The organism is Falsirhodobacter sp. 1013, assembly GCF_051195255.1.
Taxonomy (GTDB): domain Bacteria; phylum Pseudomonadota; class Alphaproteobacteria; order Rhodobacterales; family Rhodobacteraceae; genus Falsirhodobacter.
Genome location: NZ_JBNJLK010000013.1, coordinates 1 through 24,793, shown reverse-complemented (window position 1 = coordinate 24,793; position 24,793 = coordinate 1). Strand labels below are relative to the sequence as shown.

22 protein-coding genes and 1 tRNA gene are annotated in these 24,793 nt (G+C 66.5%); 8 read left to right on the top strand and 15 right to left on the bottom strand.

Going from position 1 to position 24,793, the window contains the following annotated elements; translation table 11 throughout:
* The first annotated feature begins 55 nt into the window (after positions 1-55).
* Positions 56-1,033: a serine hydrolase domain-containing protein gene (locus tag ACSHZY_RS14970; RefSeq protein WP_435170460.1), complete on the top strand. Its 978-nt coding sequence runs from the start codon at positions 56-58 to the stop codon at positions 1,031-1,033.
* Positions 1,034-1,111: 78 nt separating this feature from the next.
* Here ACSHZY_RS14970 and ACSHZY_RS14965 read toward each other — a convergent pair whose 3' ends face one another.
* Positions 1,112-2,185, bottom strand: coding sequence for an acyltransferase family protein (locus ACSHZY_RS14965; RefSeq protein ID WP_435170458.1), 1,074 nt, complete (start codon positions 2,183-2,185; stop codon positions 1,112-1,114).
* A 455-nt stretch (positions 2,186-2,640) separates the two neighbouring features.
* A tRNA-Leu gene (locus ACSHZY_RS14960) sits at positions 2,641-2,727 on the bottom strand.
* 104 nt (positions 2,728-2,831) lie between these two features.
* Between ACSHZY_RS14960 and lipB the strand changes: the two genes are divergently transcribed.
* Positions 2,832-3,530, top strand: coding sequence for a lipoyl(octanoyl) transferase LipB (gene lipB, locus ACSHZY_RS14955; RefSeq protein WP_435170533.1), 699 nt, complete (start codon positions 2,832-2,834; stop codon positions 3,528-3,530).
* A gap of 36 nt (positions 3,531-3,566) precedes the next feature.
* Positions 3,567-4,832: a cbb3-type cytochrome c oxidase subunit I gene (locus ACSHZY_RS14950; protein WP_435170456.1), complete on the top strand. Its 1,266-nt coding sequence runs from the start codon at positions 3,567-3,569 to the stop codon at positions 4,830-4,832.
* Here the strand turns inward: ACSHZY_RS14950 and ACSHZY_RS14945 are convergent.
* A complete protein-coding gene (locus ACSHZY_RS14945) occupies positions 4,829-5,014 on the bottom strand; it encodes a DUF3008 family protein (protein ID WP_435170454.1) in 186 nt (61 codons plus the stop codon). The genes ACSHZY_RS14950 and ACSHZY_RS14945 overlap by 4 nt on opposite strands.
* 77 nt (positions 5,015-5,091) lie before the next feature.
* Positions 5,092-5,547 (bottom strand): GatB/YqeY domain-containing protein, encoded by a 456-nt coding sequence (locus ACSHZY_RS14940; protein ID WP_435170452.1) that lies wholly within the window; start codon positions 5,545-5,547, stop codon positions 5,092-5,094.
* Positions 5,548-5,679: 132 nt separating this feature from the next.
* Between ACSHZY_RS14940 and carA the strand changes: the two genes are divergently transcribed.
* Together carA and ACSHZY_RS14930 are read left to right on the top strand one after the other, a co-directional pair.
* Positions 5,680-6,831, top strand: coding sequence for a glutamine-hydrolyzing carbamoyl-phosphate synthase small subunit (carA, locus tag ACSHZY_RS14935; protein ID WP_435170450.1), 1,152 nt, complete (start codon positions 5,680-5,682; stop codon positions 6,829-6,831).
* Between the two features lie 52 nt (positions 6,832-6,883).
* Entirely contained in the window at positions 6,884-8,725 is a 1,842-nt protein-coding gene (locus tag ACSHZY_RS14930; protein WP_435170448.1) for a glycosyltransferase, read from the top strand.
* Here ACSHZY_RS14930 and ACSHZY_RS14925 read toward each other — a convergent pair.
* On the bottom strand, positions 8,722-9,357 hold the full coding sequence (locus ACSHZY_RS14925; protein ID WP_435170446.1) for a GntR family transcriptional regulator: 636 nt from the start codon (positions 9,355-9,357) through the stop codon (positions 8,722-8,724). The genes ACSHZY_RS14930 and ACSHZY_RS14925 overlap by 4 nt on opposite strands.
* A 109-nt stretch (positions 9,358-9,466) precedes the next feature.
* Between ACSHZY_RS14925 and ACSHZY_RS14920 the strand changes: the two genes are divergently transcribed.
* Positions 9,467-10,129: a pyrimidine 5'-nucleotidase gene (locus tag ACSHZY_RS14920; protein WP_435170444.1), complete on the top strand. Its 663-nt coding sequence runs from the start codon at positions 9,467-9,469 to the stop codon at positions 10,127-10,129.
* A complete protein-coding gene (locus tag ACSHZY_RS14915) occupies positions 10,119-11,285 on the top strand; it encodes a UbiH/UbiF family hydroxylase (RefSeq protein WP_435170442.1) in 1,167 nt (388 codons plus the stop codon). The genes ACSHZY_RS14920 and ACSHZY_RS14915 overlap by 11 nt, the downstream gene beginning before the upstream one ends.
* On the opposite strand, the gene ACSHZY_RS14910 is transcribed toward ACSHZY_RS14915, so the two are convergent.
* Entirely contained in the window at positions 11,282-11,737 is a 456-nt protein-coding gene (locus ACSHZY_RS14910) for an Lrp/AsnC family transcriptional regulator (protein ID WP_435170440.1), read from the bottom strand. The genes ACSHZY_RS14915 and ACSHZY_RS14910 overlap by 4 nt on opposite strands.
* Positions 11,734-12,189 carry an Lrp/AsnC family transcriptional regulator gene (locus ACSHZY_RS14905; RefSeq protein WP_435170438.1) on the bottom strand — a complete coding sequence of 152 codons (456 nt, stop codon included), beginning with the start codon at positions 12,187-12,189 and terminating at the stop codon, positions 11,734-11,736. The genes ACSHZY_RS14910 and ACSHZY_RS14905 overlap by 4 nt, the downstream gene beginning before the upstream one ends.
* Before the next feature lie 128 nt (positions 12,190-12,317).
* Between ACSHZY_RS14905 and ilvC the strand changes: the two genes are divergently transcribed.
* Positions 12,318-13,340 (top strand): ketol-acid reductoisomerase, encoded by a 1,023-nt coding sequence (gene ilvC / locus ACSHZY_RS14900; protein WP_271976166.1) that lies wholly within the window; start codon positions 12,318-12,320, stop codon positions 13,338-13,340.
* Positions 13,341-13,542: 202 nt separating this feature from the next.
* Here the strand turns inward: ilvC and glmM are convergent, their stop codons facing one another.
* From glmM to ACSHZY_RS14860, 8 genes are all read right to left on the bottom strand, one after another.
* The gene (glmM, locus tag ACSHZY_RS14895) at positions 13,543-14,883 is read right to left on the bottom strand and encodes a phosphoglucosamine mutase (protein ID WP_435170436.1); all 1,341 of its coding nucleotides are present in this window, start codon (positions 14,881-14,883) and stop codon (positions 13,543-13,545) included.
* A complete protein-coding gene (folP, locus tag ACSHZY_RS14890) occupies positions 14,880-15,854 on the bottom strand; it encodes a dihydropteroate synthase (RefSeq protein ID WP_435170434.1) in 975 nt (324 codons plus the stop codon). Before folP ends, glmM begins: the two co-directional genes overlap by 4 nt.
* A 36-nt stretch (positions 15,855-15,890) precedes the next feature.
* Positions 15,891-16,640, bottom strand: coding sequence for a dihydroneopterin aldolase (locus tag ACSHZY_RS14885; RefSeq protein WP_435170432.1), 750 nt, complete (start codon positions 16,638-16,640; stop codon positions 15,891-15,893).
* Between the two features lie 19 nt (positions 16,641-16,659).
* Entirely contained in the window at positions 16,660-17,271 is a 612-nt protein-coding gene (locus ACSHZY_RS14880) for a cell wall hydrolase (RefSeq protein WP_435170430.1), read from the bottom strand.
* Positions 17,272-17,392: 121 nt separating this feature from the next.
* Entirely contained in the window at positions 17,393-19,969 is a 2,577-nt protein-coding gene (locus tag ACSHZY_RS14875; protein ID WP_435170428.1) for a putative PEP-binding protein, read from the bottom strand.
* 46 nt (positions 19,970-20,015) lie between these two features.
* Positions 20,016-22,280 (bottom strand): glycine--tRNA ligase subunit beta, encoded by a 2,265-nt coding sequence (glyS, locus tag ACSHZY_RS14870; RefSeq protein ID WP_435170426.1) that lies wholly within the window; start codon positions 22,278-22,280, stop codon positions 20,016-20,018.
* A gap of 12 nt (positions 22,281-22,292) precedes the next feature.
* The gene (locus ACSHZY_RS14865) at positions 22,293-23,213 is read right to left on the bottom strand and encodes a glycine--tRNA ligase subunit alpha (RefSeq protein ID WP_435170425.1); all 921 of its coding nucleotides are present in this window, start codon (positions 23,211-23,213) and stop codon (positions 22,293-22,295) included.
* 53 nt (positions 23,214-23,266) lie between these two features.
* Positions 23,267-24,745: a TrkH family potassium uptake protein gene (locus ACSHZY_RS14860; protein WP_435170423.1), complete on the bottom strand. Its 1,479-nt coding sequence runs from the start codon at positions 24,743-24,745 to the stop codon at positions 23,267-23,269.
* Between the last annotated feature and the right edge of the window lie 48 nt (positions 24,746-24,793).

The following is a 24,793-nucleotide window of genomic DNA, read 5'->3' as shown; positions in this document are numbered from 1 at the left end:
CCACCGGGCATAGTCCAGAGAGTGTTACATTTTGTCCCATTTCCCCTGAGGTCCGATGCACCGCCGCACCCTGCTGGCCGCCTTGGGCGGTGCCCTTGCCTTGCCGGCCCTTGCCCAAGGCGCCTTCCAGGCGACACGCCGGGCCGCCTCAGGCCTCGACCAGCTGAACAGCCTGATCGTGGCGCGAAACGGACAGGTGCTGCTGGAGGAGACGTTCCGCGGCCCGCCCACCGACCGCCCGGTCAACGTGAAGTCGGTGTCCAAGACGCTGGTGGCAGCCGCAACGGGGGCCGCGATCGACCGCGGCCTCCTGACGTTGGACACCACGCTGGCCGAGGCCATTCCCGACCTGATCCCCCCGGCCGCCGATCCGCGCACGGGGAACATAACGGTCGAGGATCTGGTGACACTGCGGGCCGGGCTGCAACGCACGTCAGGACCGAATTACGGCGCGTGGGTGTCCAGCCGCAACTGGCTGTCCTTTGCCCTGTCACGCCCGTTCGAAGCCGAGCCGGGAACCCGGATGCTGTATTCGACCGGGTCGTTCCACATTCTCGGCGCGGTGATCGCACGGCGCGCCGACGTCCCACTGCTGCAGGTCATGCGCGACTGGATCGGTGGCCCGCTGGAGATCCAGATTCCCGCCTGGACGCGCGACCCGCAGGGATATTACCTGGGCGGCAACGAGATGGCCCTGTCCCCCCGCGCGATGCTGCAATTCGCCGAAATGGCGCGCACCGAGGGCGGCAAGGTCCTGTCGGCGGACTGGATGCGCGCCTCGCTGATCCCGCGCACACGGTCACCGTTTTCCGGCCTCGACTATGGCTATGGCTGGTTCCTGGGGCAATTGGCGGGCACAGGAATGGCGCTGGCGCGGGGCTATGGCGGCCAGATCATCGCCATCTTCCCCGAGGAGAAGGCCAGCGTCGTCATCACCTCCGATGCGACACGTCCTGCCCGCAGCGAAGGCTATTTCGCTGACCTGATGGCGCTGATGGAACAACGGATCCTGCCAGATCTGCGCCAAGTTTGAAGACGAAACACGTCGTACATTCTGGCGCCTTAGGCTGAGACCAAGCCCGAAGCTCAACGTGAACGCAGTTGTACGCCTTTAAGAGCGAAGGCTCTGCAACTTGAGCCGCATCGCGGAGACTGCCATGCTGAGGCGACGGGAGGGCAAGGCAAAGACCGCGTTCTCGGGCAGCATCCGAAGAGCAAGAGCGGCAACAGTGGACAGTGCAAGCGTGACAGCGAACATGATCGCAAGAGCGACATCACCGTAATCGTGCAGGATTGAAGGCTGCACGACAGGGAAAACGGCAGCGATCAGAAATTGATGGAGGAGGAAAAGCTCCAGCGAGCGCATTCCCATAAATGCGAAGAAGCGCCCGATGCGAGGAACCTTCGGCAGCAGATACTGCAAGGCATATACGGCGGCGAATGCTGCCGGAACGGACAGCGCCAGACGGCAGAGATCGGTAGATCCCTCCATCTGCTTGAGAATGTAGTAGCAGCCTGCCCATATCACGACAGCCAGTAGCAAGCCGATGAGGCGTCCGGTGCGCGGCCTGATCAACTGGTCTGCAAAAACGAAGCCGATCGTGAAAAACAAGAACCCCCTCAGGCCTAGGTTCCACACCACTTGGCCGATACCGGCCGGAAGATCGACGTGCCGGTTGACGAACAGCGCCACGACCGAAAGCAAAACCGCAAGAAGAAGGGACGCCACCTTGCCTATCCCTCTCAACGCCATGGCCAAGGCAGCAAGGATGGCGATCGTGTAAACAAACCACATGTTGCCGATAGGTGCTATGAGCAGCAACTGCAACGTGCTGATCCTCCCCGGTTCCTCCCACCATGGATAAAGGTCGATGCCCGAGAGCAAAGTGCCGGCCGCGGCCCATCCCCACAGTGCAGCCACCCAAAGGGTCCAAGCGAGTCGCTTTCTCAGGAACCAGTTCCACCCACGCACGGACGCTGATGCGAACAATATGCCGGAACACAAAAAGAACGCCGGCATGCGAACAAGGCCGACGAAAGTATCCAGCGTGTAGATGGGGAGGATGAATCCATGTCCCGTGCCCTCAACCAAGGCTGCAGTGGCAAGATAGCAGTGATGGAAGATGACAAGGCAGATCGAGACGCCGCGAAGCTCATCCAGCCAAGATTCACGACGAGAAACCATTCAAATCGTCCGGAAACAACAAAGACATCGGCCTCCTTGGTACAGAAACGCGAACCGGGTCAAGCACCTAATCGCACTTTTCAAAGCCGATAACCCACCCAGAACGTCATACCGCCTTCGTGTCAGCCTGCGTCTTTTGACATGATCACAGCGACTGGATGGACCTGTTCTGCCTCGAGGGGCTTGCAAACCGTTCGCGGAGTTCGAAACTGTGACCGAAGCGCCCCGGATGTGAAAGGCGAGCTTCTTGAACATCTGGCACGACTTGAACCAATGACGGGATCACTGGTTTCTTACGATCGGCTCCTAAGCCCACCGGACATCTGGCGCCGGACACGGGAAGAATATCTTCTTCGATCAGGATCTTCGTCCATGGCACGTACCAAGCGAACATATTGAGAAGACGAAAGCGAAAAGCCGCGCAACCCACTAGGGCACGCGGCTTTTCAAAATATTGGTGCGGTCAAGAGGACTCGAACCTCCACGGGAGTTACCCCACAGCGACCTCAACGCTGCGCGTCTACCAATTCCGCCATGACCGCACAGTCTTGACTTGGTGACGGGCTTGTAGCCGAGCAGACGCGCGTTGAAAAGCGGATTCTTGCGTCGATTTCACGATTGTAACCGCACCCGCTTTCGCCCATGTCTGCCCCAGCAGACAAGAGGGCTTTCCATGGACTGGACCCACCTTCCCGGCCATGCCGATTACATCAAGACCTTGGCCGCGATGGAGGATCGGGTTGCCCGCATCGCGCGCGGCGAGGCGGAGGAAGCGGTGTGGCTTCTGGAACATCCACCTCTTTACACCGCCGGGACTTCGGCCAATGCGGCCGACCTCGTGGCACCCGACCGCTTTCCCGTATTCAACGTCGGGCGCGGCGGGCAATATACCTATCACGGGCCCGGCCAGCGCGTCGCCTATGTCATGCTGGACGTCGGGGCTCGGGGCCGCGATGTGCGCCGTTTCGTGTGCAGCCTGGAAAACTGGGTCATCGACACGCTTTCCGAATTCGGCGTGAAGGGGGAGCGGCGCGCAGGGCGTGTGGGGGTCTGGGTCGTTCGCCCCGACAAGCCCCCCGGCCCCGACGGCGCGCCCCGCGAAGACAAGATCGCAGCCATCGGCGTAAAGTTGCGCCGCTGGGTCAGCTTCCACGGCATCAGCCTGAACGTGGAGCCTGACCTGTCGCATTTCGACGGGATCGTGCCCTGCGGGATCCGCGACCATGGCGTCACGAGCCTGGTCGATCTGGGGCTGCCGGTGACGATGGCCGATGTGGACACGGCGCTGATGGCGACCTTCCCCCGCCACTTCCCCGTGTTGAACCTGACCGCCACGGGCGTATAATCCTTGGCAGCCCGCCAGCCAGATACGGAGAGCCTTGTGGCCAGACTGACCTTCGCACCACGCCGGATCGGGGCCCTGTTTCTGGTCAGCTCCACCTTGGGCGCCATCCTGTCGCTAATCGTGACGGGGCAGTTGCGCATGGGGGATGCGGGGGAACCGGCATGGGCCATGCTGTCCACGACGCACGGTCTGATGATGATGGCCTTCACGCTGATGCCCGCGTTGTGCGGCGGCCTTGGCCTGTGGCGCCTGCCCGCACAGGTGGGGGCGGACCAATCGGCCTTCCCGCGCATGGCGCTGGCCTCCTGGGCGATGCACGCTCTGTCGCTGGCTTTGGCGGCCGGGGCGATGCTGGCGGGATCGGCCACGGCCGGGCTGCTGGCGCTGGCCTTGGCGGGACTGTCCTCGCTGCTGATCGCGATCAACACGATCACCACCTTCCTGACGCACCGGCGCGACATGCCCCTGCCCCGGGTTCCGGTCTTCGCCTGGTCGCTGGCCATGACCTCGGCGCTGGTGCTTCTGGCGGTGCCCACGATCGCGGCCGCGGCGCTGCTTCTCGCCGTCCGCCCCCCGGTCCCGGTCGAGGATCTGCGCCAGACGGTCGCGGCGCTGGCGCATCCCTTGGTGTTCGTGCTGATCCTCCCCTCGTTCGGGATCATCACGGACATCGTGGAACGCTTCGCGCGGCGGCCGCTGGCCGCCAAGCCCGTGCTTCTGTCCGCCATGGGCGTTCTGGCGGGGCTGGGCGTGACGCTGTGGATGCAGGACCTCTATCACCCCACCTCCGGCGCGGGCGACGATGCCTTCTTCGGTGCCGCAGCCACGGCGATTCTCCTGCCGTCGCTGGTCATCCTCGGGGCATGGGCCGTGACGCTGGCGCAGGGCGTGCGGCAGGTCGGCTCCCCCCTTGTCTGGGCGCTTGCGTTCATGGCGCTGACGCTGGGCGCGGGTGCGTTGACGGCAGGTCAGGACGGGGTGGCACGCTTCCATTACGCTGCGGGCGTGGGGGCGGTCTTCGCGGCCTTTGCCGGCTTCTATCTTTGGCTGCCGCAGATGACCGCGCGGCGCGTGCCGGAGGGGTGGGCCATCCTGCACGCCGTCCTGATGTTCGTCGGCGCCAACCTGTCCTTCCTCGCCCCCATCTTCGGCTGGGCCGGGGCGGTGGAGGTGGCGGGCGCCGCCCTGTCCTTCGGGTCCTTTGCAGGATTCCTGGCCGTGACGCTCTGGTCGCTGCGCTTCGGGGCCATCACGCCCGCCCCTTGGGAGGCCGAGGCCCTGCCGGACGGCGTGCGCGTCTAAAGGGATTGTCGCTGCTGGTCCACGACATCGGGCGGCGCCATCTCTTCCAGTTCCGCCAGTGTCAGGGTGTCGTACATCGCGCGGGAGCGGCTGCTCAGCGCGCGCAGGGTCATCAGGCCGCGCCGCGCCGCAAGGGCCACGCCGGCATGTTCCGCGAAGTATTCAGCCTTGACCCGCGCCATGGCGCCCCTTCCTGCGATGCGATGGCCACAGTTTGGGCAACCCGGCCGCGCCGGGTTGGTTCCAGACGGGCGCAATTTTACCCCAGCCGCGCCTTCAGCAGCGCGCCCACGGCACCGAAATCCATCTGGCCCGTGTATTTCGCCTTCAACTCGGCCATGACGCGCCCCATGTCGCGCAAGCTGGTAGCGTCGGTCGCGGCGATGGCCTCGTCGACGGCGGTAGCCACTTCGGTCTCGGACAGGCGGCGGGGCAGGAACTCCTCCACCACCCGGATTTCGGACCGTTCCTTGGCGGCCAGTTCGGGGCGGTTGCCTTCGTCATAAACGCGGGCGCTTTCCTGGCGCTGCTTCACCATGCGGCCCAGCACGGCCAGGATGTCGGCGTCCGGCACGGCGTCCACGCCTTCGGCGCGGGCGGCGATGTCGCGGTCCTTGATCGCGGCATTGATCAGCCGCAGCGTGGACAACCGGTCGGCCTCCTTGGCGCGCATGGCGTCCTTCAGGGCGGCTTGCAGCTTTTCGCGGATGGTCATGAAGATACCTCTGGTGTTCAGGGGCGCAGGTTACCGCGCGGCAACGCGGGTGGAAACCCGCATGTTCCGCTTGACCCGAGCCCGCTCCCGCCATACGTAACGACCGTTTATCCAGAAATGAGGAGTCGCGCGATGGAGACGCAATCCAAACCCACGGCCTGCCTGGCGCTGGCGGACGGGACGGTCTTCTACGGTCGCGGCTTCGGCGCTGTGGGCGAGACGGTGGCCGAACTCGTCTTCAACACCGCCATGACCGGCTATCAGGAGATCATGACCGATCCGTCCTATGCCGGGCAGATCGTGACCTTCACCTTCCCCCATATCGGCAATGTCGGCACCACGGCCGAGGATGACGAGACGGGCGATCCCGTCGCCGCCGGCATGGTGGTGAAATGGGACCCGACCGACGCCTCGAACTGGCGCGCCACGCAGGAACTGACCGCCTGGCTGACCAGCAAGGGTCGCATCGGCATCGGCGGTCTGGACACGCGGCGCCTGACCCGCGCGATCCGGCAGCAGGGCGCACCCCATGTGGCCCTGGCCCACGATCCCGACGGCAATTTCGACGTGGCCGGTCTGGTGGCGAAGGCGCGCGCCTGGCGCGGGCTTGTCGGGCTGGATCTGGCCAAGGATGTGACCTGCGCCCAATCCTACCGCTGGGACGAAATGCGCTGGGCCTGGCCCGAAGGCTTCAAGACGCGCGAAGGTGCGGGTCTGAAGGTGGTGGCCATCGACTACGGCGCGAAACGCAACATCCTGCGCTGCCTCGCCTCGGCCGGATGCGACGTGACGGTGCTGCCCGCGACGGCCACGGCGGAGGATGTGCTGGCGCTGAACCCCGAAGGCGTGTTCCTGTCGAACGGCCCGGGCGATCCGGCCGCCACGGGCGAATACGCCGTGCCGATGATCCAGGGCGTGCTGGAAAAGGATGTGCCGGTCTTCGGCATCTGCCTGGGTCACCAGATGCTGGCGCTGGCGCTGGGCGCCAAGACCGTGAAGATGAACCACGGCCATCACGGCGCCAACCACCCCGTGAAGGACGTCGACACCGGCAAGGTGGAGATCACGTCCATGAACCACGGCTTCACGGTGGACAGCCAGACTTTGCCCACAGGCGTGCTGGAAACCCATGTCAGCCTGTTTGACGGGTCGAACTGCGGCATTCGGATGGACGGCAAGCCCGTCTTCTCGGTCCAGTATCACCCGGAGGCAAGCCCCGGCCCGCAGGACAGCTATCACCTGTTCGAACGGTTTGCCGAAGCGATGAAGGCCCGTCGCGCTTAACGCCTGATTAACCTTCCTGAACGATGCTTTCCGGCAAACGGAAAGCATCGTCATGAATGTCAGCCCGCTCGCCCATCGCCAACCCACGGAACGCGCACGCCCTGCCGGGCAGCCGTCCTTCACCGCACTTCTGCGCGGGGCCGATGGCGTGTCAAAAGCCGACGTCGAACGCGCCCGCGCCTTTTCGCTGGAACGGGGATGCAGCCTGCCTTTGGCCACGCTGCGGCTGCGGATCGCCCAGGCCGAGGTTCTGGCCTCCATCCTCGTGCGGCATTACGGCATGCGGTGGATCGATCCGCAGGCCCACGCGCCCGATCCGCGCCTGATCGATCAGGCGGGTCTGGATCTTTGCCTGCAGCACGGCCTGCTCCCCTGGCGGCAAAGCGGCAACGTGACGGTCGTCCTCGCCCCCCTGCCCGAGATTTACGAAGCGCATCGCGCCCACCTGACCGCCTGCTTGGGCCCTGTGGTCTGCGCCCTGGCCGATCAGGACGCGATCCAGGCGGCCCTTCTGGGCGCGCGGGGCCCGACCCTTGCGGCACAGGCCCAGTCGGCGCTGCCCGATGCCTTCAGCTGCCGCACCTGGAGCACGGCCGCCGTGCAACAGCCCCTGTTCCTGGGACTGATCGCGCTGGTGGGCATGACGATCCTATGGCCGGCGACGGTGCTGGCCCTGGCCTCCGTCTGGGGCATCCTGTCGCTTCTGGCCTGCGTCGGGCTGAAACTGGCCGCCGCCATCGCCGCGTCGCGCAACCTCCCACCGCCACCCATCGCCACCGTCGCGCGCTGGCCCACCGTGTCCATCATCGTCGCCCTGTACCGGGAGGCGGACATCGCCGAACGGCTGGTCCTGCGCCTGTCACGGTTGGATTATCCGCGCGACAAGCTGGAAATCCTGCTGGCGGTGGAGGAGCGGGACCACCTGACCCGCGATGCCCTGGCCCGCGCCGCCCTGCCCGACTGGATGCGGATCGTGGTGACGCCGCATGGCAAGCTGAAGACCAAGCCCCGCGCCCTGAACCACGCGCTGCGCTTCTGCCGCGGCAGCATCGTCGGCATCTTCGACGCCGAGGATGCGCCAGCGGCCGACCAGATCCGCCGCGTGGTCGAACGCTTTCACAGCGCGGGTCCAGACCTGGCCTGCCTTCAGGGCATCCTCGACTACTACAACCCGCGCACGAACTGGATCGCGCGCTGCTTCACCGTGGAATACGCCACGCTGTTCCGCGTGATCCTGCCGGGACTGCAGCGGATGGGCATGGCGATCCCGCTGGGCGGCACCACGCTTTATGTCCGGCGCGAGGTTCTGTCCGCCATCGGCGCCTGGGACGCCCACAACGTGACCGAGGATGCCGATCTGGGCATCCGCATCGCCCGCCACGGCTACCGGACCGAGGTGATCGGGACGGTCACGCAGGAAGAAGCCAACTGCCTTCCCGTGGCCTGGATCAAGCAACGGTCCCGCTGGCAGAAGGGCTACATGATGACGTGGATCGTGCACATGCGCGACCCCCGCCGGCTGTGGAGAGAGATCGGGCCCCGGGGATTTGCCGGCTTCCAGATCATGTTCTTCGGCGCGCTGTCGCAGGCGATCCTGGCGCCGGTGCTGTGGTCCTACTGGCTGCTGGCGCTGGGCCTGCCCCATCCGGTGACCGACACCCTGCCCGGCTGGTCGGTGATCGCGCTGGTCGCGATGTTCCTGCTGACCGAGGCGGTGAACATCACCATCGGCATCCTGGCCCTGCGCAAGACCGATCACCGGATGAACCCGCTTTGGGTGCCGACGCTGATCTTCTATTTCCCGCTGCTGACCTTCTCGGTGTACAAGGCGTTGTGGGAAATGGTGCGCCGGCCTTTCTACTGGGACAAGACCTCGCACGGGCATTTCGGCTAGCGCAGCTTCAACTCTCCCGCGTCGACCAGAAGCCGGGTTTCGAACGCACGAGAGATGTGCTTGCGCAACGCCTCGTCCGCGGCTTCGCCGTCGCGGGCGGCGATGGCGGCGACAATGGCCTCATGCTCGGCCATGGCCGATCCGTCGCGCCCTTCGGCGGCCAAAGATGTGCCGGCCATCAGCGCCATCGACCGCTGCAACAGGCCCAGCTGCTGCACCAGGAACCGGTTGTGCGACGCAAGGTGGATCTGCTTGTGGAACCGCCGGTTCGCCCGGCTGAGGAGTTGGGGATCCCCGCCGATCAAGGCCTTGTCCTCCTCGGCCATGCGGCGAAGGACGACGATCTCCTCGTCCCGGGCATGGCGGGCGGCCAGCCGCGCGGCCAGACCCTCCAGTTCCGAACGGACGGCATAGAATTCGGCCAGCTGGTTGTGGTCCAGCGCGGCCACGATCAGGCTGCGCCCGTCACGCACCAGCATGGACTGGGTTTCCAGCCGCTGCAGCGCCTCGCGCACGGGGGTGCGCGACACGCCCAGCCGTTCGGCCAGTTCCGATTCCACAAGGCGATCGCCGGGCTTGTAGGTCCCGCTTTCGATCGCGTTGATGATCAGCGAATATGCATCCTTCTGCACACCGGTCCCCTTCTGTGATCGCGGCATCTAGTCCCCTGCGGCAAAGTGTTGCAACCGCCCGACAGGTGACAGATTGCCGCGCCCCTGTCCGAAAGCTATCATCCCTTCCATGATTTCCAAGGACTTCCAGCATGTGCGTGCCTGGGTCTTCGACCTCGACAACACGCTTTACCACCCCTCGGCGCGTTTGTTCGACCAGATCGAGGTGAAGATGACCGACTGGATGATGCGCAGCCTGGCCCTTGGCCGGGAGGAGGCGGATCGGCTGCGGTCCTCCTACTGGCAACTGCACGGCACCACGCTGGCGGGCCTCATGCGCGAACATGACGTCGATCCCGTACCCTATCTGGCGGATGTGCACGACATTTCGCTCGCGCATCTGACGGCGGATGCGCTGCTGGCCCAACAGATCGGCCAGTTGCCGGGACGGCGCATCGTCTTCACCAATGGCACGGCCCCCTATGCCGAACGGGTGCTGGAGGCGCGGGGCCTGTCGGGCCTGTTCGACGCCGTCTATGGCGTGGAACACACCGGCTATCGCGGCAAGCCGGAGCGGGAGGCCTATGAGGCGATCTTCGCCGCCGACGGTCTGGATCCGGCCGAAGGCGCGATGTTCGAGGATGATCCGCGGAACCTGGCTGTTCCCCACGCCTTGGGCATGCGCACCGTGCATGTGGCCGAACTGGCGACCCCTGCGCCCCACATCCACCATCACACCGACGACCTGACCGCTTTCCTCGGGCGTCTGCTGGAGCCTGCCGATGGACACTGACATCCTCATCTCGGGCGGCGGCATTGCCGGGCTCACGGCGGCGGCGGCGTTTGGCAGCGCGGGCTATCGCGTGGTCTGCGTCGATCCGCTGGCCGACACCGCGGGCGACCAGCGTTCCACCGCCTTCCTGCAACCGGCCATTCCCGTGCTGGCGGCGGCGGGGCTGTGGGACCGGCTGTCCCCGTCCGCCGCGCCGTTGCAGGTCATGCGGATCGTCGACGCGGGTGGCCCCTCGGCCGAACCACGTCTGGCGAAGGAGTTCGACGCCGCCGAGATCTCGGACCAGCCCTTCGGGTGGAACCTGCCCAACGCCCTTTTGCGGACGGTGATGGCGGATCGGCTGAAGGATCTGCCCGACGTCACCCATCTGCGCGGCACCGGCACGCGTACGCTCGCCACCCGCACGTCACAGGCGCGCGTGACCCTGACGAACGGGCAGACGGTGACCGCGCGTCTGGTGATCGCCGCCGATGGCCGCGACAGCCCGATGCGTCAGGCCGCTGGCATTTCGGTGCGGACGACGCGCTTCGGGCAAAAGGCGCTGGCCTTCACCGTCCTGCACGACATCCCCCACAACAACGTCTCGACCGAGGTGCATCGCTCGGGCGGTCCCTTCACGCTGGTTCCGCTGCCAGACCGCGACGGGCGGCACGCCTCGGCAGTGGTGTGGATGGACGCGGGGCCGAAGGCCGAACGCCTGCGTGCCCTTTTGCCAGACGACTTTTCGGTTGCTGCCAGCGAACGCTCGGCCGGGGTTCTGGGGCCGCTGACCCTCGCCTCCCCAGTGGGGATCTTTCCGATCATTGGCCAGATCGCGGCGCGCATGTCGGGCGAACGTCTGGCCCTGATGGCCGAGGCGGCGCATGTGCTGCCCCCCATCGGCGCGCAGGGGCTGAACACCTCGCTCGCCGATCTGGCGGCGCTGCTGGATCTGGCCACACCCGCCACCTTGGGCGACGCGGCGATGCTGGACGCCTATCACCGCCGCCGCCATGGCGACATCCGTACCCGAGCCTTGGGGATCGAGGCGTTGAACCGCGCCTCCATGCTGTCCTGGCCGATGATGCGCGATCTGCGGGCGACGATGCTGGACACGCTTTATTCCGTGAAGCCGGTGCGGCGGGCGCTGATGCGCGCGGGCCTCGGCGGGCGCTAGATCGGGCCGGGGCGGCGTTCTTCAGTCAGAAGGACGTTCGCCTCCACCTGCCCCACGCCGGGCAGCGTCATGATACGGCGGCGCAGGATGCGTTCGAAGTCCCCGATGTCCCGGGCCACGACCCGCAGGCGGTAATCGAACAGGCCCAGCACGTGCTGCACGATCTGCACCTCGGGGATGGCCATCACCGCCCTTTCGAAATCCTCGAGGCTGACGCGGCCCTTTGTGGCCAGCTTGATGCCAAGGAACACCGTCACCCCGAAGCCCAGCGCCTGCCGGTCCACCACCACACGGCGCCCCGCAAGGATGCCCGCCTCCTCCAGCCGGCGGATGCGGCGCCAGGCCGCGGGCTGCGACAGGCCCAGCTTCCGGCCCAGCGCGCCGGCCGATTGCGTCGCGTCGGCGGCCAGTGCCCGCAGCAGGGCGCGGTCGGTGTCGTCCAGATCGATCATACCGGCAGCGCCTCCGCATCCTTGAGGGTGGAGATCAGCATCAGCGCCTCGATGTCGGTGATGTGCGGCAGGGTCAGGATGCGGGTGCGGTAGATCTCCTGCCAGTGGGTCATGTCGCGGGCGATGACGTTCAAACGCAGGTCCACGCGGCCGAGGAACGTCTCGATCGCCAGAACCTCGGGCACGCGGCGGGCGGCCTCGGTGAAATCCTCGAACGCGCGCGACACCGTCTTGTCGAGGGTGAAGCGCAACGACACCTCCACCCCATAACCCAGCGCGCGCCAGTCGATCACCGCCTCCTGCGCGCGGATGATGCCCTGCTCGGTCAGCCGCTCCACTCTCCTCCAGGCCGTGGCGGGCGCGATGCCGACGCGTTCCGCCAGCGTCGCGCTGGACTGTGCCGGATCGGCCAGAAGGTGGCGCAGAAGGCGGCGATCCGTATCATCCAGCATGAGTGTTCCATGTATCAGTCAAAACAGACATGACTTTATCATATGTCCGCCAATTTATGAAGTATTCGCAATCTCTCGGCGGCGCAAATCCGTATTCTGCCTGCGGAACGACCATCACGGAGAAGATCATGCGCGTTTATTACGATCGCGATTGCGACATCAACCTGATCAAGGACAAGAAGGTCGCGATTCTCGGCTATGGGTCGCAAGGTCATGCCCACGCCCTGAACCTGCGCGATTCCGGCGCGAAGAACCTTGTCGTGGCGCTGCGCGAGGGTTCGCCCTCGGCCAAGAAGGCCGAAGCCGAAGGCCTGAAGGTTATGGGCATCGCCGAGGCCGCCGCCTGGTGCGACCTGATCATGTTCACCATGCCCGACGAACTGCAGGCCGAAACCTACAAGAAATACGTGCATGACAACCTGAAGGAAGGCGCCGCCATCGCCTTCGCCCACGGCCTGAACGTGCACTTCGGCCTGATCGAGCCGAAAAAGGGCGTGGACGTCATCATGATGGCCCCCAAGGGCCCCGGCCACACCGTGCGCGGTGAATACACCAAGGGCGGCGGTGTGCCGTGCCTTGTGGCCGTGCATCAGGACGCGACGGGCCGCGCGATGGAACTGGCCCTGTCCTATTGCTCCGGCATCGGCGGCGGCCGTTCGGGCATCATCGAGACGAACTTCCGTCAGGAATGCGAAACCGACCTGTTCGGCGAACAGGCCGTTCTGTGCGGTGGCCTTGTGGAGTTGATCCGCATGGGCTTCGAGACGCTGGTCGAGGCGGGTTACGAGCCCGAAATGGCCTATTTCGAGTGCCTGCACGAAGTGAAGCTGATCGTGGACCTGATCTACGAAGGCGGCATCGCGAACATGAACTACTCCATCTCCAACACGGCCGAATACGGCGAGTACGTGTCCGGCCCGCGCATCCTGCCTTACGACGAAACGAAGAAACGCATGAAGGAGGTCCTCACGGACATCCAGACCGGCAAGTTCGTGCGCGACTTCATGCAGGAAAACGCCGTGGGCCAGCCGTCCTTCAAGGCCACCCGCCGCATCAACGACGAGCACCAGATCGAGAAGGTGGGTGAAAAGCTGCGCGCGATGATGCCCTGGATCTCCAAGGGCAAGATGGTCGACCGCGAGCGGAACTGACAAAGAAAGGGCGCCCCGCGGGCGCCCTTTTCATTTCCGTCCCGCCACGACCTTCGCCTTTGCGGGCGTGGCGGCCAAGGTGGCCACGACCATCGCCAGAAGGCTCAGACCCGCACTCAAGACGACAAGCGTTTCAAGCTGCATCCGATCGGTTCCTTTCGCATCTCCGAAAGAGCAACCAGCCGAAGAGGTAAAAAGTTCCTCAGGCCGCGTCTTCCACCGCCCGCACGATGCTGTCCACCACATCCGACAACAGTGCCGGGTCTTCGGCTTCGGCCATGACGCGGATCAAGGGCTCCGTCCCCGACTTGCGGATCAGCAGCCGTCCGTGCCCCTGCAGACGGGTTTCCGCATCGGCGATGGCGGACTGGACGGCCTGCGCCTTCAACGGCTCCCGTCCCGCCGCGTAACGGACGTTCTTCAGCATCTGCGGCACCGTGTCGAAGCTGTGGGTCAACTCGGACGCAGGCTTGCCAGAGCGAGCCATCTCGGCCAGGAACTGCAACCCGGCCACCAGACCGTCGCCGGTGGTGGTGTGGTCGGTCATCACGATATGGCCGGACTGTTCACCGCCCAGGTTGAAGCCCCCTTCGCGCATGCGCTCCACGACATAGCGGTCGCCCACCGGCGTCCGCTCCAACCGCAGGCCGCGACCTTGCAGGAACCGCTCCAGCCCGAGGTTCGACATCACGGTGGCCACCAGCGCGCCACCCTTCAGGCGGCCATCCTCGGCCCAGCGGGCCGCCAGAAGCGCCATAATCTGGTCGCCATCCGCCACGCGACCGTGCTGGTCGAGGATCATCACGCGGTCCGCATCCCCGTCCAGCGCGATGCCCACATCGGCGCCATGGGCCACGACCGCTTCCGCCGCCGCCTCCGGATGGGTCGACCCGCAATGCAGGTTGATGTTCTTGCCGTTGGGCGAGGTGCCGACGGGGATGACGTCGGCGCCCAGTTCCCACAACACCTCGGGCGCAGCGCGATAGGCGGCGCCGTTGGCGCAGTCGATCACCACCTTCAGCCCGTCCAGCCGCAACCCTTGGGGAAACGTCGTCTTAGCGTATTCCTGATACCGCCCGCGCCCATCCTCGATCCGCTTGGCGCGGCCGATGTCGGCGGGATCGGCCAAGGGGATGTCCGCGTGCAGAAGGGCCTCGATCTCCGCCTCCGCCGCATCCGACAGCTTGAAGCCGTCGGGACCGAAGAACTTGATGCCGTTGTCCTGATGCGGGTTGTGACTGGCCGAGATCATGACCCCCAGATCCGCCCGCATCGACCGTGTGAGGAACCCCACCGCCGGCGTGGGCACCGGCCCCAGCAGCAGCACGTTCATCCCCATCGACGTCAGCCCCGCGGTCAGCGCGTTTTCCAGCATGTAGCCGGACAGGCGCGTGTCCTTGCCGATCACCACGCGCGGCAGGGCCGACTTGCGCTGGAAATACTTGCCGGCGGCAAGGCCCAGCCGCAGCGCCACCTCGGCGGTCATGGGGGCCGTGTTGGCGGTGCCGCGCACCCCGTCGGTGCCGAAAAGCTTGCGAGTCATTTCATATCTCCCGTCGAGGCCATCCAGAGCGCCAGCGCCTGCCGCGTCGCCCCCACATCATGCACGCGCAGGATTTGCGCGCCTTGCGCCACGCCCGCCAGCGCCACCGCCACCGATCCGGGCATCCGGTCGGCCGGGGTTGCGGCGTGACCAATCCTGCCGATGAACCCCTTGCGGGACACCCCCAGCAGGATGGGGCAGCCGAGCCCGTGAAAGGCCGAAAGCCCGCGGATCAGGGCCAGGTTGTGCGCCATCGTCTTGCCGAAGCCGATCCCCGGATCGACCACGATGCGGTCTCGCGGGATGCCCGCCGCCTCGGCCACCGCAATGCGTTCGGCCAGATGGTCGTAGACGTCCAGCAGGACATCGGCATAGCGCGGATCGTCCTGCATCGTTTCGGGCGCGCCCTGCGCGTGCATCAGGCAGATCGAGGCGCCCATCCGCGCCACGGTGTCCGCCATGGCCGGATCATACAGCATGGCCGACACGTCATTCACCATCTCCGCGCCCGACGCTTCGGCCACACCCGCCTTGCGCGTGTCGATGGACAAGGGCCGGAGCCCGCGCAGCGCGTCCGTCACCGGGCGGATGCGCCGGATCTCCTCCTCCTCCGGCACAGTCTGCGCGCCGGGGCGGGTGCTTTCGCCGCCGATGTCCAGAAGGTCGGCCTCCTCGGCCAGAGCGCGGGCCTGCGCCACGGGATCATAGGTGCCACCGTCCGAGAAGCTGTCGGGCGTCGCGTTCACGATCCCCATCAGGCGCGGCACATCCCAGGTCAGGCCGTGCAGGGACGCGCGGGGGGCGGTCAGGCGCTCGCGCACCTCCTCCGGCAGGTCATGGGCCGCGATCATCTCGCGGCGGCCACGCTCCAACACTTCCACCCGGTCGAACCAGCACCAGCCCCCGGCAAGGGTCAGGGCGCCTGCGGGGCGGGAGGGGTCGGTCATGGCGATGGGGCGGTAACAGGTCATGCCGGCACTTCTAACCATGCCGCGGCCCAAGGCAAGTCAGCCCCGGACCACCATGATGCGGCTTTCCGCCGAAATGGTTTCAAGCGCCGTGATCGTTTCACAGCCCAACTGCTCGGCCAGCCAGACCGCCAGCGCGTCGGGTGCTGTTGAGGATGGCGGGTCCGCCGCCTCCAGCACCATCTTCGATGGGGCCCAGATCACCGCCAGCCCCTGACGCAGGGCCCAGTCCATTTCCGTCATCGTGCCGGCAACGGTCGTGCCGGGGCCTTGGCGCATCCAGGCCGCCTGCTCCACCGCAAGAAGGTCCAGCCGGCGCTGCGCCCGCGCGTCGCGCGCTGCCACAGGCGTTCCGGCCACGCAATTCACCGCGCCCGCCACGGGCTGCCCGCCGTGTCCCAGATAGACCACATGCGGGGGCGGTGTGTTCCGCGCGGTCAGCTCCACCTCGCCCCGGCGGCGGATCGCCCGGATGCCCAGCCGGAACGGGCCGCGGTCCAGCTTCTCGATCTCGATATGGACCGTGCGGGCCTGGGGATGCGCCAGAAGCCGGGCCGCGATGCCATCGGCCAGCGTTTCCAGCAGGGCCACGCGCCCCTCGGCCAGTTCGTCGGCGATGGCTTCCAGAATGCGGTCGTAAGACAGGATCAGGTCGACGTCATCGCCCGCCTGCACATGCGCCACCTCCACCTCCACGGCAAAGCGCAGGCGCTGGGGCCGGCCACGTTCCACCTCGAAGGCGCCAATGTCGGTTTCGACCACGTGGTCGCGCAGAAAGATCCGGTCCATGGCTCCGCCTAATCCCAAATCACTCGCGATAGAAGAGATGATCGCCGATCTGCACCGTCTTTGGAAGATGTGCGGCCCAGGATGGGCGCACGGCCGAGGTGTGGAAGTGGGTGGCGCCCCGCGTCAGAGCCCGTGGCGCGCCGGCCAGCATCACCGCCGCGATCTTGCCGGCCTGCTCGAACGCGGCCTGTTCCGTCACCGTTTCCGGCAGCCCGTCGCAGATGAAGCTGAACTGGCACGCCTTGCCGTCGGCCCCCTGCTTGACCACGTCGCAGACCGAGGACGGGTAGCCCGCCGTGTCAACGCGGTTCAGGATCACTTCCGCCACGGCGAACTGGCCTTTCAGCGGCTCTCCGCGCGCTTCGAAGTACAGGGCCTCGGCCAGGCACTTCCAGTTGTCGTCCAGGGCCACCTGCGGGTCCTGCGCGTCCAGCCATTCGGCATCATACCGGATCATGGGCAGCGCGGTGCGCGGCGACATGGACAGGGACCGGCCAAGGCTTTCGGTATAGGCCGCCCGTTGAACCGTGGCCTCCCCCGCGCGTGCCGTCTTCCATGGGTCCGCATTGGCCCCCATCGTGCCCGCCCACAGGGCCGCCGCAAAGGCCAGGCCCAGTCCTAACAGTCGCATGATGTCCGTCTCGCGTTGTTTCTCGCCGTGCGGCCGGACGCCCCTTCTGCCCATCTACGCACAACAGCGGGCGCAAATAGCGCCTGCGCGAACAAAAGTCCACACAGAGGGTTAAAGGAGGTTAACCATCGGCAAAGGGGCGCCGCATCTCGCCCGTGATCCAGTCACGCTCACCCACCGGCGTCACCCGTTCCGACAGCGCCAGATGCGCCGCCGCCAGCCGCGCCAAAGGCACCCGGAACGGAGAGCAGGAGATGTAGTTGAACCCCGCCTTGCGACAGAACGCGATGGAGTCGGGATCGCCCCCATGCTCTCCGCACAGCGACACGATCAGGTCAGGGCGGGCCTTGCGGCCGCGTTCGGCGCCGATCAGCAGAAGCTCTCCCACACCCTCCGTGTCCAGAACGTGGAAGGGGTCTTCGGGAAAGACGCGGCTTTGGATATAGGCGCCCATGAAGCGGCCCGCGTCATCGCGCGACAGGCCATAGGTCATCTGCGTCAGGTCGTTCGTTCCGAAGGACAAAAACGCTGCGTTTACCGCAAGATCGCCCGCCCGCAGCGCCGCCCGCGGCGTTTCCACCATGGCGCCCAGACGGTAGTCGAAGGCCGCCCCCGACTGCATCCGCACGGCCGAGGCGACGGCGTCGATGCGTGCGCGGACCAACTCCACCTCGCGCCGGGCCGAGATGAGGGGGACCATGATTTCCGGCACCACGCGGATGCCCTGACGAGCGCAATCCAGCGTCGCCTCGAAGATGGCGCGGGCCTGCATCTCGTAGATCTCGGGCCAGGCGATGCCAAGGCGGACGCCGCGCATTCCCAGCATCGGGTTGAACTCGGCCAGCGCTTCGGCCCGGCGGGTCACGTCGGACAGCGGACGGTCCAGCGCCTCGGCCAAGGCGCGCAGTCCTTCGCGCGTCTGGGGCAGGAATTCGTGCAGCGGCGGGTCCAGAAGCCGGATGCAGACGGGCTTTCCTGACATGATCGTGAACAGGCGGATGAAATCCTCGCGCTGCATTGGCAGAAGCCGCGCCAGAACCGCCGCCCGGTCGGTGGAGGTGTCGGCAAAGATCATCTCGCGCATGACCGTCAGGCGGTCTTCTTCGAAGAACATGTGCTCGGTCCGGCACAGGCCGATGCCTTCGGCATCGAAGCGGCGGGCCAGTTCGGCGTCCGTGGGCGTGTCGGCGTTCGCGCGGATGCCGATGTCCCGCCCCGCGTCGGCCCAGTCGAGCAGCGTGCGGAAGTTGTCGTCGAGCGAGGGGGACAGCATGTCCACGGCACCCGCCAGCGCTTCCCCCGTCGATCCGTCCAGCGTGATGATGTCGCCTTCCTGCAGGATGCGCCCGTCCGCCAGCGTCAGGACCCGTTCGCGCAGATCCAGCCGCAGATCGCCCGCGCCCACCACGCAAGGCACCCCGAGGCCCCGTGCGATCACGGCCGCATGGCTGGTGACACCGCCGCGTTCGGTCAGCACGCCGGCGGCGGAATGCATGCCCCGGATATCCTCAGGCGTGGTTTCGCGGCGGACAAGTATGCACGGCTCCCCCCGCGCGGCAAAGGTCTGCGCCGCGACCGAGGTGAAGGCGATCCGCCCCACCGCCGCGCCCGGAGAGGCGGCGATGCCCTTCACGATCCGGTCCCGCGCGGCGCGGGGATCGACCTGCGGGTGCATCACCTCGGACAGGTCGCGGGGCTTGATGCGCAGGACGGCTTCCTGACGGGGGATGACGCCATCTTCGGCCAGGGCCACGGCAATCCGGACGCCGGCGCGCGACGACCGCTGCACCCGGATCGCGTCCAGCACCGACAGATCGCCGTTCTCGATCGTGAACTCGATCTGCATCTCTTCGCGCAGATGGGCGCGGCAGCGGGCCCCGTGACGGATCAGGTCGGCGAAGATGTCGGGGGCCAGTTCCTCCAGCGAGGGGCCGCGGGCGTCGCGGGTCAGGTACAGCGCGGCATCGGGGGCCAGCGCCATGCCCCCCTGGCTCTGGTTGTGAAAGCGGCCGGTGATCTGCGCGCGACCGGTGGCCCCGTTCACGAACTGGATCACGCCCGAGCCGGACAGCCCCTGCCCCAGTCCCTGCGCCATCTGCTGCACCAGAAGCCCCAGCCCCGCATCGTCCGGTGCGCCCTTGGCGTGACGCAGCAGGCGGGCGCTTGTCCCCTCCCACGCGCGGGACATGGAACGGGTGACTTCCATCAGCTGGCGGGCGGGATCTTCGGGAAAAGGTTCGTCCGTTTCGTCGTGATAGGCGCGCAAGGCTTCGGCCAGATCGATGCCGTCAAACGCGTCGGGGTCCAGACGTGCGACGTGAATGGCATAGCTTTGCACGAAACGCAGATACAGCCGGTCGGCCGCCGTCTGCCCGTGCGACCGCACAAGGGATGCGTGGCGTGCCGCGTTCATGCCGATGTTCAGAAGCGTGGCGGGGCCGCCCCAGTCGGTCCCCTGCGGGCTGGGACGCACCGAAACCAGCGGCGCCGGCCCGAAGCGCGACAGGATGCGGGCGCAATCAATGGGCTGCCCCTGCGCGATGGCGCGCACCGTCGGAATGGGAAGCGCCACGGTCAGCGGCACCGGAATGTCCAGCCGGATCAGCCGTTGCAGGCATTTCGCCCGCCAGCCGTGCAGGGCCGCCGAGACGTTTTGCGTCGGCGTGACGGGGATATGGTCGTGAAGGGGCGCGTTCATCATCCAAGGATGATAGCTGCGCCCCGCCCTTTCGCCAATGGCTCGTTCAGTCGGCGATCTTCGTCAGGTCCGCCACCCGCGCGCAAGCCGAACGGATGCGGTGCAACAGGTTCAAACGGTTGCGCCGCAGGATCGGGTTCTCGGCGTTCACCTGAACCGCTTCGAAGAAGGCGTCGATGGGGCCGCGCAGCCCCGCCAGCGCCGACATGGCGGCGCCGAAATCCTCCGCCCCAAGGGCGGGGCGGATCTGCGCGTCGGCCGCGTCCAGTGCCGCGAACAGCGCCCGCTCCTCGTCGCCTTCGGCGAACTTGATGTCGGCGCCAAAGGAATATTCGACCCCATCCTTCGCCTCGGCCTGGTTCAGGATGTTGTTGGCGCGGCGGAAGCCTTGCAGCAGGTTGGTCCCATCCTCGGTCCCAAGGAAGGCCTGCAGCGCTTCGGCCCGGCGCACCAGCAGCGCCAGATCGTCATTGCCGGGCATGGCAAGGCAGGCGTCGATCACGTCATGCCGCACACCCTGATCGCGCAGGTAGACCTTCAGCCGGTCGTGGAAGAAGGAAAGAAGCTGGGCGGCCTCCCCTTCCTCAAACTTGCCACCGTGGATCGTAAGACGACGTCCTTCCTCAGTCGGCACGGCAACATCCCACTCCGCTTTGATCCGCTTCGACGGGCCGGTCGCGATGATGGTGTCACCCTCCTTCACGTCTGCCACGGCGTCGTTCAGGATCGCGATGCCGTGGTTCGCGAACACTTCTGCCAAACTCAACTGCAGTCCATTTTCCAGCACCAATCGGATCACGCCCAGCGCGGCGCGGCGCAGCGCGAAGGGGTCCTTCGACCCCGTGGGCTTTTCGTCGATGGACCAGAAGCCCGTCAGCGTGTCGATCTTGTCGGCCAGCGCCACCGCGACGGTGACGGGCGCCGTCGGCACCACATCGGACGGGCCCAGCGGCGAATAGTGCCACTGGCACGCCTCGGCCACTTGGCGGTCAAGGCCAGCGGCTTCGGCATAGTAGCGGCCCATCAAGCCCTGAAGCTCGGGAAACTCCCCCACCATGTCGGATTGCAGGTCGGCCTTGGCCACCTGCGCGGCCTGACGGGCCAGTGCCGCATCCGCGCCCACCCTCGGGGCCAGACGTTCGGCCAGATCGGCGATGCGGGCCACGCGGTCGGCCTGGCTGCCCAGCCGGTTGTGGAAGGTGACGCTGGCAAGGCCCGCGCCCATGCCCTCCAGCCCTTCGGCCTTCACGGCGCGCAGGTCGTTGTCCCAGAAGAAGCGCGCGTCCGACAGGCGGGCCGACAGCACCTTCTGGTTGCCCTTCAGGATCGTCGCGCCCTCATCCGCCGTCGTGCGGTTGGCGACGGTCACGAACTTCTCGATCCGGCCCGAGGGGGCGCGGACCGAGAAGAACTTCTGATGCTCCTTCATCGACGTCTGCAGAACCTCGGGCGGCAAGCCCAAGAACTCCTCGCCGATGGTGCCCATCAGCACCACGGGGCATTCGACAAGGCCGGCCACCTCGGCCAGCAGGCCCTTGTCCTCCACGACCTCCAGCCCCTGGGCGAAGGCGGCGGTGGTGGCGTCGTTCCAGATGATCGCCTCACGCTCGGCGCTGTCCAGCACGACATGGGCGCGCGACAGCTTGGCGCGGTAATCGTCAAAGGACGACACGGCGAAACGGCCAGGCGCCATGAAGCGGTGGCCTTCGGTCGTGTTGCCGGCCGTCAGGTGATCCACCGTCACCGGCACGACATCGCTGCCCGCTTCGGTGGTCAGCAGGCACAGGATCGAATGCAAGGGGCGCACCCAGCGGAGTTGCCCCGTGCCCCAGCGCATGGATTTGGGCCAAGGGAAGGTGCGGATGGTCCGCTCCACCACCTCGGCCACGATGTCGGTCGCCGGACGGCCGGGCTTCGCGACGCGGGCGAACAGCAGCTGGCCCTTCTTGTCGTCCCGCACCTCAAGCACGACACCGTTCAGGTGGACATGTGCGCCCGAAGGCTGGCCGGCCAGCGCCATGACGGGAGCAGCATCCGTGATCCCAAGGCCGCGCAGAAAGCCCGCCAGCGCCTGTTCGGGGGCGTCGGCCTTCGGGCCCTTGCGCTCCTCGTTCACGGTGGGGGATTCGGCGGTCAGCCCCTCGATCGCCAGAACCAGGCGGCGCGGGGTCGAAAACGCCCCGGCCGAGGCGTAGGTTAGCCCCGCCTCCACCAGACCGTCGGTGACCAGCTTTTGCAGATCGGCGCGCGCGCGGGCCTGCATGCGGGCGGGGATTTCTTCGGAGAAGAGTTCGAGCAGAAGATCGGGCATGTCAGGTATCCGTCAGTGGGAGGCGCCGGCGTCGGTCATCACGAAGGCATCGGCGCAGCGCTTGGCCAGCGCCCGCACCCTCCCGATATAGGCCTGCCGTTCGGTGACGGAGATCACGCCCCGCGCGTCCATGAGGTTGAAAAGATGGCTCGCCTTGATGCACTGGTCATAGGCGGGCTGCGACATGATGATCCGGCGGCCGGCCGCGTCCGTTTCCGGCGCGGCCAGGATGCGGTCGCATTCGGCCTCGGCGTCCACGAAATGCTGCAGCAGCATGTGGGTATCCGCCACGTCGAAGTTCCAGCGCGAGTATTCCTGTTCGGCCTGACGGAACACGTCGCCATAGGTCAGCGGCGTCGGGCTGGCCGGATCGTTGAAGGGCATGTCCATCACGTGATCGACGCCCAGCACGTACATGGCCAGACGCTCCAGCCCGTAGGTCAGCTCTCCACTCACCGGTTTGCAGTCATGGCCGCCGACCTGCTGGAAATAGGTGAACTGCGACACTTCCATGCCGTCGCACCACACCTCCCAGCCCAGACCCCAAGCGCCCAGCGTAGGCGACTCCCAGTCATCCTCGACAAAGCGGATGTCGTGCAGGGCCATGTCGATGCCGATCGCCTCCAGCGAGCCCAGATACAGCGCCTGAAGATCGGGAGGCGAAGGCTTCAGGATCACCTGATACTGGTAGTAGTGCTGAAGCCGGTTCGGGTTCTCGCCATAGCGCCCGTCGGTGGGCCGGCGCGACGGCTGGACATAGGCCGCCGCCCAGGGCTTGGAGCCGAGCGAGCGCAGCGTGGTCGCCGGGTGGAACGTGCCCGCCCCCACCTCCATGTCGTAGGGCTGAAGGACGGCGCAACCTCGCGATCCCCAATAGGTCATCAGCCGCAGGATGATCTCCTGAAAACTGCGGGGGGGCATGGTGGCGGTCATGACGGCTCCTTCGTTCGCGGTCCGCCATTGCATAGGCGGCACGGGGGGAGGCGTCAACGCATCCAGAAGCGCGGCATGAGAAGGACGTAGACGGTCAGAAGCTCCAACCGGCCCAGAAGCATGCCGATGATCATGATCCACTTGGCGCTGTCGGGGAAATCGGTCAGCGCGCCGCTGGGCCGCACGCCGGCCCCGAACACCGGCCCCACATTGGCGATGGAGGTCCAGGCCGCCGTGATGGAGGCCCGCACGTCCAGCCCCGTCAGCGACAGAAGCACGACCAGCACGCCGAAGGTCAGAAGGAACATCGTGAAGAACAGGATGACCGAATCCAGCACGTCGTGCGTCACGACCTTGCCCTCGTAGCGCACGGCGATCACCGCGCTGGGCGAACGCAGGCGCTTGATCTGCACCTTGATCGCTTCGAACAGGATCAGGTACCGGAACACCTTCACGGAACAGCCGGTGGAGGACGTGCACCCCCCGATCAGCCCCACGATGATGATGATCAGCAGCGGAAACGTGTCCCATTGCGACAGGTCGGTGCTGACGAACCCCGTGCCGGAGAAGGAGGAGGCGACGTTGAACAGCGCCTCGCGGAAGGCGGTGGGGGTGGAAACGTTGTCCACCCAGATGTGGTACACCGCGATGGCCAGCGCCGCGTACAGGTTCCAGCGCAGATAGGCCCGCACCTGCTGGTCGCGCCAGATCGGGGTGTAGTAACCCTGCATCATCTGCACATAGCGGATGAAGGGCAGTGTCGCGGCCAGCATGAAGAAGACGCAGGCGTATTCCAGCGGCCCCGAAAACACCCCGAAGGACGCGTCGTAGGACGAAAACCCCCCCGTCGACACCGTGGACAGCGCGTGCATCAGCGCGTCCGTGCCGTTCATCCCCATCGCGTTGTAGGTCAGCACGCAGGCGATCGTCATGCCCACATAGATGCGGATCAGCGCCGAGGAGATGTCCATCGCCCGCGGCAGGATCTTGCCCAGCGTGTCGAACCCTTCGGACTTGAAGAACTGCATGCCGCCGACTTTCATCACCGGCAGGAACAGCATGGCCACGATCACGATCCCCAGCCCGCCCAGCCAGTGCAGGATCATCCGCCACATGTTGATGCCGACGGGCAGGTCGTCCAGACCCACGAAGACGGTCGCCCCCGTCGTGGTCATCCCTGACACGGATTCGAACATCGCGTCGGTGAAGCTGGCCTGCGTGGCCCCCGCGACGAAGGGCAGCGCACCGAACAGAGGCAAGGCCACCCACACGCCCACCGTCAGCAGGAAGATCTGCTGAAGGGTCATGTTGCCCCGCGCGCCGTTGGCGCAGGCCAGCGCCACCAGCCCGCCCGTCACCATGGTCAGCAACGAAATCTGGAACAGGATCGGCCCCTGCCCGTCGCCGGCGAAGGCGTCGAAGACGACGGGCACCAGCATCGCCGCCCCCAGCGCCACGACCAGCAGGCCGATCACGTGGCCCACAGGCCGCAGATCGATCGCCGCCCTCCGTTCTCTTGCCTCTTCAGCCAACGTGGAACAGGGTTGCGAAGAGTTTCGGGTCGAGGCTGGCCTGGGCGA